13 protein-coding genes and 1 tRNA gene are annotated in these 12,815 nt (G+C 60.1%); 5 read left to right on the forward strand and 9 right to left on the reverse strand.

Going from position 1 to position 12,815, the window contains the following annotated elements:
- The first annotated feature begins 15 nt into the window (after window positions 1–15).
- Complete coding sequence (locus BBDE_RS09570) at window positions 16–1,041, forward strand: glutamyl-Q tRNA(Asp) synthetase (RefSeq protein ID WP_012902519.1); 1,026 nt, start codon at window positions 16–18, stop codon at window positions 1,039–1,041.
- Between the two features lie 14 nt (window positions 1,042–1,055).
- On the opposite strand, the gene BBDE_RS09575 is transcribed toward BBDE_RS09570, so the two are convergent.
- Both BBDE_RS09575 and BBDE_RS09580 read right to left on the reverse strand, forming a co-directional pair.
- Complete coding sequence (locus BBDE_RS09575) at window positions 1,056–1,937, reverse strand: DUF3152 domain-containing protein (RefSeq protein WP_003838611.1); 882 nt, start codon at window positions 1,935–1,937, stop codon at window positions 1,056–1,058.
- A 65-nt stretch (window positions 1,938–2,002) separates the two neighbouring features.
- On the reverse strand, window positions 2,003–2,734 hold the full coding sequence (locus BBDE_RS09580; protein WP_003838609.1) for an MIP/aquaporin family protein: 732 nt from the start codon (window positions 2,732–2,734) through the stop codon (window positions 2,003–2,005).
- A 656-nt stretch (window positions 2,735–3,390) separates the two neighbouring features.
- Between BBDE_RS09580 and BBDE_RS09585 the strand changes: the two genes are divergently transcribed.
- The gene (locus tag BBDE_RS09585) at window positions 3,391–4,512 is read left to right on the forward strand and encodes a thioester-forming surface-anchored protein (protein ID WP_003838607.1); all 1,122 of its coding nucleotides are present in this window, start codon (window positions 3,391–3,393) and stop codon (window positions 4,510–4,512) included.
- A 199-nt stretch (window positions 4,513–4,711) separates the two neighbouring features.
- Here the strand turns inward: BBDE_RS09585 and BBDE_RS09590 are convergent, their stop codons facing one another.
- The 3 genes from BBDE_RS09590 to BBDE_RS09600 all read right to left on the reverse strand — a co-directional run bounded on the left by BBDE_RS09590 (window position 4,712) and on the right by BBDE_RS09600 (window position 7,023).
- Entirely contained in the window at window positions 4,712–6,145 is a 1,434-nt protein-coding gene (locus BBDE_RS09590; protein ID WP_003838605.1) for an ATP-binding cassette domain-containing protein, read from the reverse strand.
- Between the two features lie 75 nt (window positions 6,146–6,220).
- Window positions 6,221–6,586, reverse strand: coding sequence for a 4-hydroxybenzoyl-CoA reductase (locus tag BBDE_RS09595; protein WP_230454341.1), 366 nt, complete (start codon window positions 6,584–6,586; stop codon window positions 6,221–6,223).
- 107 nt (window positions 6,587–6,693) lie between these two features.
- Window positions 6,694–7,023 carry a hypothetical protein gene (locus BBDE_RS09600; protein WP_003838602.1) on the reverse strand — a complete coding sequence of 110 codons (330 nt, stop codon included), beginning with the start codon at window positions 7,021–7,023 and terminating at the stop codon, window positions 6,694–6,696.
- Window positions 7,024–7,468: 445 nt separating this feature from the next.
- Here BBDE_RS09600 and BBDE_RS11615 point away from each other — a divergent pair, with 445 nt between their 5' ends.
- A complete protein-coding gene (locus BBDE_RS11615) occupies window positions 7,469–7,828 on the forward strand; it encodes a hypothetical protein (protein WP_003838599.1) in 360 nt (119 codons plus the stop codon).
- A 227-nt stretch (window positions 7,829–8,055) separates the two neighbouring features.
- Here BBDE_RS11615 and BBDE_RS09610 read toward each other — a convergent pair whose 3' ends face one another.
- Genes BBDE_RS09610 through BBDE_RS09620 form a run of 3 tightly spaced genes read right to left on the reverse strand, consistent with a single transcriptional unit; the run spans window position 8,056 to window position 10,485 of the window.
- Complete coding sequence (locus tag BBDE_RS09610) at window positions 8,056–8,346, reverse strand: hypothetical protein (RefSeq protein ID WP_003838596.1); 291 nt, start codon at window positions 8,344–8,346, stop codon at window positions 8,056–8,058.
- Window positions 8,333–9,778, reverse strand: a complete 1,446-nt coding sequence (locus BBDE_RS09615; RefSeq protein WP_012902522.1) for a hypothetical protein — start codon at window positions 9,776–9,778, stop codon at window positions 8,333–8,335. Before BBDE_RS09615 ends, BBDE_RS09610 begins: the two co-directional genes overlap by 14 nt.
- A complete protein-coding gene (locus BBDE_RS09620) occupies window positions 9,775–10,485 on the reverse strand; it encodes an ATP-binding cassette domain-containing protein (RefSeq protein WP_003838594.1) in 711 nt (236 codons plus the stop codon). Before BBDE_RS09620 ends, BBDE_RS09615 begins: the two co-directional genes overlap by 4 nt.
- A 288-nt stretch (window positions 10,486–10,773) precedes the next feature.
- On the opposite strand from BBDE_RS09620, the gene BBDE_RS09625 reads away from it, so the two are divergent.
- Together BBDE_RS09625 and BBDE_RS09630 are read left to right on the forward strand one after the other, a co-directional pair.
- Window positions 10,774–11,445, forward strand: a complete 672-nt coding sequence (locus BBDE_RS09625) for a response regulator transcription factor (protein WP_003838592.1) — start codon at window positions 10,774–10,776, stop codon at window positions 11,443–11,445.
- Complete coding sequence (locus BBDE_RS09630) at window positions 11,415–12,605, forward strand: sensor histidine kinase (protein ID WP_003838591.1); 1,191 nt, start codon at window positions 11,415–11,417, stop codon at window positions 12,603–12,605. The genes BBDE_RS09625 and BBDE_RS09630 overlap by 31 nt, the downstream gene beginning before the upstream one ends.
- 72 nt (window positions 12,606–12,677) lie before the next feature.
- On the opposite strand, the gene BBDE_RS09635 is transcribed toward BBDE_RS09630, so the two are convergent.
- A tRNA-Lys gene (locus tag BBDE_RS09635) sits at window positions 12,678–12,751 on the reverse strand.
- Window positions 12,752–12,815 lie beyond the last annotated feature (64 nt).

The following is a 12,815-nucleotide window of genomic DNA, read 5'->3' on the forward strand; positions in this document are numbered from 1 at the left end:
ACTCAAGGAGGTACGATGCCAGGCCGTTTCGCTCCGACGCCGTCAGGCCGCATGCACATCGGCAACATCTACGCGATGCTGGGTGCATGGCTTTCCGCACGCAGCAGCAACGACGCGATCTACCTGCGCATCGAAGACATCGACGAACCACGCGTCGTCCCCGGAGCGGCCGACCTCATCATGGACGACCTGCAATGGCTCGGCCTTGACTGGGACGGCGCGCCCGTATATCAATCCGCCCGACACCCTCTGTATGAAGATGCCCTGCGCACCTTGCAGCGTCTCACCATCGACGATTCGGGAGCCGTCACCGCAGATGCCACCGGAAACGCAACGCCGTTGATCTACCCCTGCTTCTGCTCACGCGCGGACATTCGCGCGGCTTCAGCACCGCAGGAAGGCGACCGTTTCATGATCTACCCCGGCACCTGCCGCAGGCTCGCCGAGACGAATCCGGACGAAGTACGCGCACGGCTTGCGCAGGGCAGGCGGCATTCCCTACGTATCGCCATGCCCGCTTCGAATTCGACGATTGCGTTTGAAGACCGTGTATTCGGCCATCAGGAATTCAATGTGACCCACGAGATCAGCGACTCGGTCGTTCGCCGGGCCGACGGCCTGTTCTCCTACCAGCTGGTGGTCGTCGTAGACGATCTTGCCATGGGCGTCGACGACATCGTTCGTGGACGTGATCTGCTACGCTCCAACGCCCTGCAGATATGGATCCGGCAAGCCCTCACCGGCTCCACCGACTACTCTTACGCCCATCTCCCCCTCATCGACAATGCGAGCGGGCAACGACTTGCCAAGCGCGAAAAATCACTGGACATGGGCATCCTTCGCAAGCATGGCGTCACACCCGAACGAGTCATCGGATACTGCGCCTGGCTGCTCGGGCTCCAAGGCGATCCGCATTCCACGCATCCGCAACCCATGAGCGTCCAAGAGGCCCTGACCGAATTCAGCTGGGCCAAGGTCAGAACCGACACCGCCGACCGTTCCCTTGACCCGCAGGCATTCAACACCTATTTCGGTCTCTAACGGCACGATGGTCGCTATCTGATCCACAGCTCATTATCGAGCGGATATTCGTTGGTCGTGCATCCGTCCAGATGCATGGACTGTTCCTGCATCAGCGGCGCAGACTGCCCGGCACCGGCGCACGGCGTCTCATTATCGGTATGACCAAGTCGATGCCCCACTTCATGATTGATCACCATTACGCGGTATCTCGCCATGTTCCCGCCTGCGGAAAGCCAGGCATCCGTGCCGCCATTCCAGCGATCGTCGTTGATGATCACGTTCTCGCCCACACGGCAACTGTATTCGGTGGAGCAACCCGACGAAAACGTGGTCATATATTGCGCTTCGGAAAGCACGATATTGAAGTCACAGTTTCCTTCCGCGCCCTGCACGAACGTAGCACCGGCACGCGGCCATCCGCGCTCATCGTTGAGAATACGGTAGACGGCATTGGAGAAGTCATCGAGCGAACCGACATCACCCTTCTCCGCTACGCAATAGGTGTACTGCGTGGGTTCATGGCCGTTATCCCGTGCCGTCTGCTGGGCCTTGGCGAGAATCTCGTTCCTCTGGTCATCGGTCAGCGGTGCCGATTGATGCTGCAACTCAGCCTGTACCGAATCCTCAGCATTGTCATCGTCTTGCGATTCGTTCGACTGTTCGGCAGTCGCATCGTTCTTGGAATGCTGCCGTTTCGCCGTCGTCTTACCGGTCGTCGCCGACTGCGAGGCCTGCGCAGCCCGTTGCGCATGTGCCTTCATCCCGTGCACACTGCAGGACACCATCGCAATGACCAGAATCGCAAGCACGCAGGCCACCGTCCAGCGGCGAATGCGAAACACCTGCCGCGAATCCATCGTCACGGCCGTCTTCGGATTCAGCGCACGTAGCACATACCGTATGAATCGCACCATGGCTCCTTCCCACAATATGCGAAGGTCCGCGGAAAATATCCACGGACCTCAAGCATAGCTGTACATCAGGCGAACAGCGACTTAAAGAGGAATGCGCCTACGATCGCACCGGCAATCGGAGCCACAACCGGAATCCAGGCCTCACCCCAACGGGAGGATCCCTTGTGCGGAATCGGCAGAATGGCGTGCAGCAGTCGAGGCATAAGATCGCGGGCCGGGTTCAGACCAGGGCCGGTCGGGCCACCCATGGAGGTGACAAGGCCCCACACGATGAAGCCGACCACGATGGCTGCGGCGGCGTGATCTTCCTTGCCCCATGGCATTTCGAGGCAGCACAGTGCGCCAAGCACCAGCATGAGGGTGCCGAAGAACTCGTTGACGAAGTAGTTGACGCGGTCGTTGTGAGCATCGGTGGTGCAGAAGGTGCCGAGAATGGCGTTGGCATCTTCAGTATCCTTGTAATGCGGCCAGTAGGTGATGTACACGATGAGCTGACCGACAACGGCACCTAGCAGCTGGGCGATGATGTACGGCAGCACCTGGCCCCACGGGAACATGCCGTTGATGGCCTGGGCGAGGGTCATGGCCGGGTTGATGTGCGCACCGGAAACGCCGCCGAACATCAGCACCGGGAACATGACGCCGAAACCGTAGCCCATCGCGATGTTCAGCCAGCCGGCATGATAGCCCTTGGTGTTCTTCAGCTCCGCATTGGCGACAGCGCCGTTACCGAAGACCATCAGTACGGCGGTACCGACGAATTCAGCGGCGAGTTTGATAAAGAGTGAGTATTCCACTTCGTCTTCCTCTTATTGCTTCTTCTCGTATTGACACAAGATTAAATTGCGATTCCGCTCTAAGCGGACAACAGGGCAAGATACTACTCCCACCCATGTCTTTTCGATCCGGAGACCACTGATATATATGAGACGGCATAGATAAAGGAGCGGCCTGCAAGAAGAGCGGTCACGAATTGAACGAAGAATTATAGGAATACCGCTTTCGATACGACGGGCCGTATGATACCCCTAAACATCCCTGTACAAAGAACCTCTTGCACCGCTCCGACGCTGGGGAGAAGCTTCGCCGACGACCCAATCGGTTTGTATAGGTCGATGACCGAACGTAGTCGGCATACAATCAGTCTTTCACTGCTTTTCCTCACACGGAAATTCTTGACAGATAGAAGGAATCTGTCAGGAATTTCATCCGGTACCTGATACAACCTTTCAGCTCGCGTTCACAAAACAGGGGCTCGGGGGAGAAATTGTACACATATGTACCCTGAGAAAGGCGAGAGATGCGAGATTATCTCGTTGGTTTAGGAAAAAATCCGATTCAACGGCTTCCCGCACCGCTCGCGATTGAATCAAGAGAGGGTACCATGAGAACAACCAACAATCGAATACACATCCCATCCGCTCTATCGGCTCTGATTGCAACAGTAGCGATTATGGTCGTGAGCGTATTCCCCTCGGCTCTGGCATATGCGGATGGCGGCTCCGCCCCGACCGTGCCGGTACAAGTGTCGAAGGTCGACGCCGACGGCACCGCGCTCAAGGGCGCGCAACTGCGCATCTCCCATAAGGACGCCAATGGCGCGGACGTCATCGACGCCGAATGGACCTCAGACGGCACCGTGCACACCGCCAACCTGCCCGCAGGCGACTACACGCTTACGGAGACCACAGCCCCTGAAGGATACGACAAGGCGGCCGACCAGACGTTCACCGTCAAGGCTCCCGAAGATCCCACCCCGACGGACTATTCCTTCACTACACAAAGCTCGTTGACTTCGGGCGCGCTCGTGTCGAAGGACGCCTCCAAGACGGTCTCCCCCGTGTACTGCTTCAACCTGCGGAAGTCCAGCCCGACGACCGGACTGGACTACACGAGGATCGAAGGCTCAGCCACCGCGTTCAGCCAGCTCGCCCAGCGCGCACGCCCCGGCACCAACCTGTATCAGGACGTGCTGCGCGTGCTGTACAACGGCTATCCGAACAACAAAGCAGGTATCCAACAGAAGTACAATCTGAGCGATCTGGAGTTCGCGGAGGCGACTCAGTATGCGATCTGGTACTACACCGACTCCCGTCCGGTCGTGCCGCATCCTTATTCCGACGCCGTTCAAGCGCTGGTTGACAGCACGGCGAACATTCCTTCGGGACAGACCCTGGACATCTACAAGACATCCAACGATCAATATCAGAATCTGCTGGCTACCGAATTCCATCAGGCCACCCCGCCGGTCAGCCTGATCATGGTCGGCCAGAAGACCCAGGCCCCGACGCCGACGCCGTCTCAGCCGACGACTCCGACTCAGCCGAGCACTCCGAGCACGCCGAGCACGCCGAGCACGCCGAGCACGCCGTCTCAGCCGAGCACACCTGCGCAGAACGCTCCGGTGAAGCCTCTGGAGAAGACGCCGCAGAAGCCGTCCAAGGTGACCACCACCCAACCACAGGTCAAGAACCTGTCGAATACCGGCAGCAACGTCACCATCCTCGCAATCGTGGCCGTAATCGCCCTTGTGGCAGGCGGAGCCCTTGTTCTCGTGCGCCGTCGCATGAACTGAACACCATACGCTCCTCATCCGTTGTGGGGGTGTGCCCGCGTACGCGGACACACCCCCACAACGCATGTAAGGACCGGCCGTGGGACATCGAAGAGCATCAAGGACCAGGGAAGCGAGTGAACGCCCAACATGCTCATCCACTGTTACCGGTGCGTTACGGAGATCTCGGTCCCGGATGCAAAAGAAATCATTCTTCGCTTCACGCCATCTGGCGTTCCAGTCCGAAGTCGACGGTTCGCCGATCATGCCCCAGCGTGGCGATATGGGTGAACGTCTCATAATCGGGAATATCGGCGAGCATGACATCCCCGGCGATGCAGCGGTCGTCAAGGATGACGGCACGGTCCATGGTCTTCCAGCAGTATTCCAAGTCGTGCGTAACGGTCAGGATGGTTCGCCCACAGGCATGCAGCCGGTTGACGTAGTCGATCAGCAGATCCCGGGTGATCGGATCGATCGAATTGGTCGGCTCGTCCAGCATGATGACGTGAGGGTCGAACAGCATGCCCGCCACCAGACCGGCACGCCCGCGCATGCCGCTGGACAGCCTGGACACCCTCGTATCGAGGAACGGGTCCAGTTCGAACGCCCGCACCAACGGTTCCCCGCCGAGCCGGGAGGGATCCATGCCTCCCGTGCCATCCGGATCGAACAGCAGGCCACGGAACCTGATATTGTCCCGGACGCTCATCGCACTGATGAGATTCGCATGCTCCGTCATCAGGAGCACATCCCGCATCGACGGTACGAGCATGCCGTTGATGACGCAGCGTCCGCTTCGTGGACGCAACAGTCCCGTAATGAGTTTGAACAACGTCGTCTTGCCCACGCCGTTATAGCCGAGGATGGCCACCGACTGGCCTTGGGGAACCGTGAAGGAAACGTCATCCAGCACGGTTTGGCGCCTGCCGTACCCGAACGTGACATGTTCCACCGCGACGGACATACCCTCCAACGCCATCCCATGGCCGTATCGTCCCGCATCCGACCGCAAGGTCGGGATGAACCTGCCACGGAGCACGCGCGTCGTGATGGCGAAAGCGCCCGCGCCGCATAATGCGGCCACGATGGACGAGACCGTCAGGGCGAGCACCGGATCCACGAGATGCCACAGGGCGACATTGGCGAACACGGGCAGGGCGAGTGCCAGCGGCGTAAGGTACAACGCCGAATCCGGGTTCAGCAGACGTAGGCATATCGCCAGTTGCGTACCCAACGCGGCCCACGCCCCGTTCAGCACGAACGCCATAACAAGCTGCATCACCGTCACGGGCATGTCGGATGGCTGCCAATGGTCCACGGCCAGTCCCGCCACCAGGGATACCAGCAGGAACGCCGATGAGACCGCCTCATAGAACCAGAGTTTCGCGGTCAGATATTCGCGCAGCGGCAGGCCGGCCTGCACGATCAGCTCGAACACCCCTGACCGGTAGTCGTCGTACGTGGTGTAATCCACGCAGAGCGAGAAAAGCAGGGCGAACCCGGGCGCGTCGATCATCGCGGTGGACAACGACTCCCCCGCCTCCAAGAAGAGCGGGTTCAGGGCCAATATGAACGGCCAGATCAGCGCACACCACAGAGCCCTGTCAAACGACGTGTACAGGCGGAACTCCTTGAACCAGATGGCCTTCATAATCGCTACCCCACAATCTGCAGAGAAAAAGACGACCCCAAGTCCGTCGCCAATCAGTTCCCTGCCATGTCGGCATCAGGGGCGGAAAGACCCGGATGGCGTCTTCCATCCTACGCCCGGGTCCTTCCGCCATGCGGCCGCGAGAATGACCACGTAGACGAGACAGAGGGCATCCTGGACCCATCCCAGCGTCCGTGGGTTCAGCCAGCCGCCCATAAGCCACCCATGCCTGCCCATCCCTAGGGAAAGCCAGACCAGCAGGTGCGTGACGACCGACACGACGATGCTCCAGAACGGGTAATAGCGCACCACATGCACCAGCGGGACCGCACACAGCCCCAGCATGATCCACATGACCATCCAGGCCGCGCCGCCGGCCGGCATCAGCCAGACCGCCGCGACCGAATCCGACCGCCACAACGGTGTAGACGAACCATTCAAGCATGTACAACGCCGTCTGCCTTTTCATGATGAGTCCTTCCTTTCATGGAATCATCGATTGCGGATTTGTTGCGGAACGCCCTCGACGAGGCGTCCCACAACGGTTTTCAATGCAGGACGAGGCAAATCAAGACGACGAGCATGATGAGGGCGAGTGCCAGCAACACGCAGGAGACACGCCTGCGGCCGGCTCTCGTCAGGGCGGGATCCGTGACGCGGTACAGGCCGTATTCCGAGGCCAGGAGGATCGCGAACGCCACCAGCAACGACGCCGCCAGCATGACGAGGTCCTTTTCACGGATGGACTGGAACACCATCCCGCTCCCATAGATGACCGTAAGCATCGCGCTCAGGCCGTGCCCGTTGAACGACGAGTTCCCGACCGGCTTACGGTTCGCCTCGCCGACCCTGCGGACCAGTTCGCGTATGCGACCCATATCAACTCCTTAGCATGACATATGACGGCTATAATCACCACCATTACCGTGACAAGCTCCCTCATTCCTTTTCATGATTGCTTGCCTTTCCCAACCCCATGCCGTGATGCCACACAACACCGTATGACGTCACGACATGCCTTTCCAGCTCTCTTCATCATTGAAAACGAAGTACCCCCAATGATAGATACCGGTCATGGGCGTCGCAAATCACCGTCCCCAAAAATGAGGACGAAAGCCAGCGACGACCCATTATCCGGCGATATGCCCGGCATCGGTACCTCGCATACAGTGACGGAACGGAATTCCGTCTGCGAGGTCAGGATGCATGCATCAGAGGGGGCGGTCCGACGAACCGCTCATCGTTCCACATACAATTAGACATAAGAAGATCACAGCAGATCCCGTTCTCTCGCATTATGCAAAACGGTGAAAGGCGGTAGTCATGGATACCATTCATCAGATATTATCTTGGGCCGGTATGACGGGAATCATCCTAGCGGTGGTGATTTCGGCATACTTGGCGTTCGTCCGCCATGAACATACATCGGATATCTCGGTCAGGCTCAACGGCATACTGATGGCGCTTTCCACGGTCCTGTTCGTCGCTGGCCGGCTTCATGGCACATCGCAGTCCGCCACGGTGCTGTGGTGGATCGCAATCGCATTGGTTGCCGTCTCGATCGTGTTGCTCGTCATCGCTGCTTGCCGTCCCTCGGGCAACGGGTCGACGACGACGCTCATTCGGATCTTATTCGTCCTGTACATCGTGGCGATGGCCGTCCTGCTGTTCAGCCTGCTCTGAGGGAAAAGCGACACCGCCAATCATCACTGTCCGGACGAAGGATGGGCCATATAATCCCGTCAGGCACATGGCCCGCGCACGGTCCAAGCACGGCGCATGCAAGAAGCCTGGAGCATCGGCAGCAGGGCTTTCCTGTAGGCCATCACGTAACCAGTCCGTCGAAATGGACACCCGCATGTCCGGATTACGCCAGGACAACAGGCATGCATGCACCAGTTCATGAATGGTCATGCATGCCCTTTGATGGAGAGCCTCACGATCAGACCTGCCACGGCGCATACCGCAAGGCACGCGAGTAGCAGCATCAGGGCGGATCGCGGGCTGCCCAATCCGAATTGCATCATGATCCCGTTCGTCGAGGGTCTCGTTTCGAAGTAGACAGCCCCCCAGAGTGCGTCCGTATGCTGCTGTCTGCCTGGCGTGGAGAGCATCGCCCAGACAAGCCCTCCCACCAGCATCATGAGCCAGAGGACGGTGCCCGCGCAGATCGTCATGAGGATATGTTTAGCGATGCTCATATCGCATGCTCCTTTGATGGGTTTGTATGCCGAGGATGGAGTAAAGGATCATCGCCGCCAGTATCGCGACGAGCACGACGGCAAGGATCGGCCCACGCAGATCGAGCAGACCTATGGCGAACAGCAGGAGGGTTCCGGCAAGCGCGAAGGATCCGAGCCCCACGATGGCGGTGAGTGGATTGTGTTTCGTCATCGGGAAGACGATTCCCAGCATCGTGCAGACGATGGAGCCCGCGACGATGCCGGCAAGCGAGTAGAGGCAGCCAAGCGGGGTCGGCCCACCCCATGGCAGGGTGGGCAGGCTTATGGCCAGCCATATCGGAACGTATACGGCCAATTGCGAGCAGATCATGCACAGATACGTGTATGCGGCCGATCCGCGGTGCAGGTTCCATATCGCCACAATGCCGTTGGCGAACTGGGACAGGCCCGTGAACGTGACGATGCATGCGGGCAGTGTGGCGAATCCGGTATCACCCCGCACGCATAGCACGATGGCCAGGGCGGCGGCAAGGATGCTTTCTAGGAACGTGTCCTTGGACCGAAGCACGTACGCGGCGAACATGGTGATATCACCCCGTCCGGCCGCAGGGCAGTGGATGGGCAGATAGTCCGCCTGCTCGCGGTATCGGGGCGGTGAGACCGCCACGTCCGCAAGCGTGACGGCCAGGAGCAGTGCCGATGCGCCGATTCCCGTGGGCAGTCCGCCGATCCGGACGGCTAGGTCACCGACCACCGTGGCCCATAGGATGGCATCATCCCCACCCAGCCAGCGTTCCTGGATGTCCATCACCAAAGGCAGCACGAGCATCGCATAGCCGACCAGCATGGCCACCAAGCCGCAGATCGCCGTCACCGACGCGAACTGCGGCAGTCCGAGCATGCGCATCGCACGACCGATCAGATCCCATGCCAGGCTCAGCATGGCGTACAGCAGCAGGGCCGGTAGCAGGAGATGCAAACAGGCCAGGCCGATCGCATCGACCCCGGTTGACAATAGCAGTGAGACGGATATGGATAACACCGACACCGTCACGGCGGCCAGCACCACACCCATCTCGCTCGCCTTGATCGTCAGCCCACGCAATATGCCCGTGACGGGCAGACCGCTGACGATCCTGAGCGCGCCGTCGGCTTTGGAGAACAGCATCTTCACCAAGAGGAACACGCCGATGACCCATGGGATCGTGGAAACCCATGACAGGTCGAGCATCATCGACCATTTGTCCCGATCGGCGCCCAACGGTCGGAGGAAGAAATACGCCACGACGCAACTGAACACCATCCAGGCGGCGGCCAAAGCCGTCAGCGACCAACGGACCATCCCGCTGCGCAACGCCCCGTACTGGATCAGCGTACGCCGGAAGAACCTCATCAGCAGCGTGGACACGACCATGAACCGGATGATTCCGGCACGGGCCTTTCCCGTCATGGTTCGGCCTCCAATGTCCTGACACGGTACCATTCGGCGATTCCGCCGTACCCGTCGATTATCGACCGTGTGGGCAGGGGCGCGCTCATACGCCCGTTGCGCAACAGCACGATCTGGTCCGTGGTCCGTTCGAGCAATGCGAAATCGTGGCTGCATATCAGCATCGACAGACCCCTCCCACGCATGCGAAGGAATTGTTCGACGCACAGGTACCAGGCGTCTATGTCGATGCCGTTGAGCGTCTCGTCCACGATGGTCAACGGACAGTGCAATAGGAACGCGCAGCACAGCTGGGTCTTCTTCCTCATGCCATGCGAATATGAGTCGATGAGCCTGTCCTGCACGCCCTCCATGCCGAACAGGGCGAACATGCGGCCCACCTCGGAGCGATCCGCACGCACGCCGTACAGCCGTGCGAGGGTGGACACATACTCCCATCCGGTCAGGAACGCTGGCACATCATCGTTGCCTCCCACATGCATGATGCCGGTTTTGGCCTCTGCGGAGGTATGCTTCCGGCCGAGCATGGTGATGCTCCCCTCCCGCAGGTCGAGCACGTCGCATACCAGATTGATCAGGGTCGTTTTCCCGGAGCCGTTGGAACCGATCATTCCCACGATTCTCGCCTGCGGGACGTGCAGGGACACGGATCGCAACACCTCGCCGCGACGCCCGTAGCCGAATGAAACGTCACGTATGTCCAGCATGATTCCCTCCTATGCATGCGTCCCTACCCGCTTCGAATCCGCGGACAGGGACGTTTTGGCAAACCGTCAGGTCCTGCATTCGACGACGGCCTCGATTCCCCACTGCACCCAATACCAATCGAGCATCAGTCTCACCTCCTTCGGCCGGCTCGTCATGGTGAGAGTATGCGCCCGGAGCATGCCCGCGCAAACGGGTGTCATATGAAATCAGACGAGGCGCATCGGTCTCTTGTCTCACGGCGTACACCGGGTCCCGCTGCTATCATCGGTTGGATACGATCGGGAGGTATGTTCGAGGCAATGGGCATACGCATGAAGACCCTTGGCGTCGTGGACAACGACAGGTTCGCCCTGTGCGCCCTGAAAGCGTACCTGGATCAGACGCTCGACGGCATCACGCTGGCGTGGATGACGGAACACGCGAACACGGCGATCGCACGATGCGTGACGGGCGAACGGCCCGACGTGCTGCTGGTCGACATGTCCATGGGCGATATCGATGGCGTCTCCGTCATACGGACGATACGCGAAAGGGACCGTCATACGAGCCTGGTGGCCATGACCTCGTTCCCTCTTGACGAGTATGCGGCCGACGCCGCCACGGCCGGAGCCCAAGCGATCGTAAGCAAGAACGATCTCCAGGGCCTGCAGGACACGATCAGGCTCGCCGCCACGGGAGGCACGGGATCTTTCGAGGGGCTTCGTTTCCCGACCGCCGCCCAGGCATTCGCACGGATCCTCCGGGAGCCGAAAACGGGAATCGCCCGTCTTAGCGGCAGGGAGATCGAAATCATCGAACTATGCCGGCAGGGCAACACGTCCACACTCATCGCCGAACGGACCGGGCTCACCGTGGCGAGCGTCAACACCTACCTGCAGCGTGCCTGCGAGAAGCTCGGGGCCAGGAACCGTGTCCAGCTGGTGTCGATGTGGCTCGAACTGAGCAGGCCGAGGCACTGACCATGACGGGGCGAGACATGGACGGCGCTGTAGGCGCGCCCGGCAGGAGATTCATGCTGACGGCCTGCTGCTGCGCCATGCTCGCAGACCTGTACTTCACGGCCGTCGGCGGGAATCTGGCGGATGGTCGGTCATGGATCCCGCTCATCCCATACGTCCTGCTGTGCGGCGCATTGCCCTTCAGACCAAAAACGGCGGGCCTGCTGCTCATCGTCTACTGGTGGATACTCGTCTGGTTACCGACCGGTTCGGCCTCCGACCTGCTGTTCAGCTCCTGCCTGGTCTGGGGCGTGCTCTCTTTCCTGCTGTCTCCGTGGATGACGCTGCTGGCGCAGTCCTGCAACGTGCTGCTCCTATCCCTGACGGTCCTGCGGGATACAAGCGAGCCACGCGCGGTCATCGCGGTGCTCGTCATGCAGATCGCGGCCACGGTCGCGGGATACGCGCTCAGAAGGCACCGGCTTGACGATACCGCACGCGAACAGCGACTCCGCCTGCGGACCACCCAGGAGCGCATCGCGATATTGGAACGCAACATGCGTCTCGCCAGACGTTTGCACGATGATCTGACCAATAACCTCGCATCGATCGGCATGCTTTGCGAGGCGCACCTCCTGTCGTGCAGCGACCCCGACGAGCGCCTGCTACTGACATCCATCCGGGACAAGACCTGTGAATCGGTCTCCTGCGCGCACGAGGTCATCGACATACTCCGGGGGCAAACCGGACCGGATCCCGCCTCCCGTGCGAGACCGGGCGGGTGGGGGCGGACGATCCGCGGCTTGGTCGAGGCCAGGCAGGCCGAACTGCGCAGGCATGGCTTCGAGGGTTCCGCCAGCGTCACCATCGATCCGGATGCCGTGCTCCCAATGGCGGTGGCGGACGAGATCGTCTCGCTGCTCGCCGAGGTGTATTCCAACATCCGGGCCCATGCCTCGCCGACCGACGGGGGATTCTCCCTTGAGCTCGCCGTCAGCGATGACGGAATCCGTCTGGTGCAGATGAACATGTGCCGTCCCGACGACCGTACGGTATCAGGACGTGGCCTGCAGCTCCACCGTCATATCATCGCCACCCTTGGCGGCACGCTGTCGACCAGCCTGGAGGACGACGTATGGACGTTGAAGGCACACATCCCGAAGCATTCCCCGCAAGCGTGAACACTAAGAGCAAGCCAAGACCAATGGAAAACAAAAAACCCTTGGAACCTAACGATTCCAAGGGTTTTGCTGTGCCCCCTCAGGGATTCGAACCCTGGACACGCTGATTAAGAGTCAGCTGCTCTAACCAACTGAGCTAAAGGGGCGTTGGTCTGGCGAGGTTTTGTTCTCGCTGAGCACGAGAAGTAAATATACTCAGATTCGAATCAA

The organism is Bifidobacterium dentium JCM 1195 = DSM 20436, from assembly GCF_001042595.1.
Taxonomy (GTDB): Bacteria; Actinomycetota; Actinomycetes; order Actinomycetales; family Bifidobacteriaceae; genus Bifidobacterium; species Bifidobacterium dentium.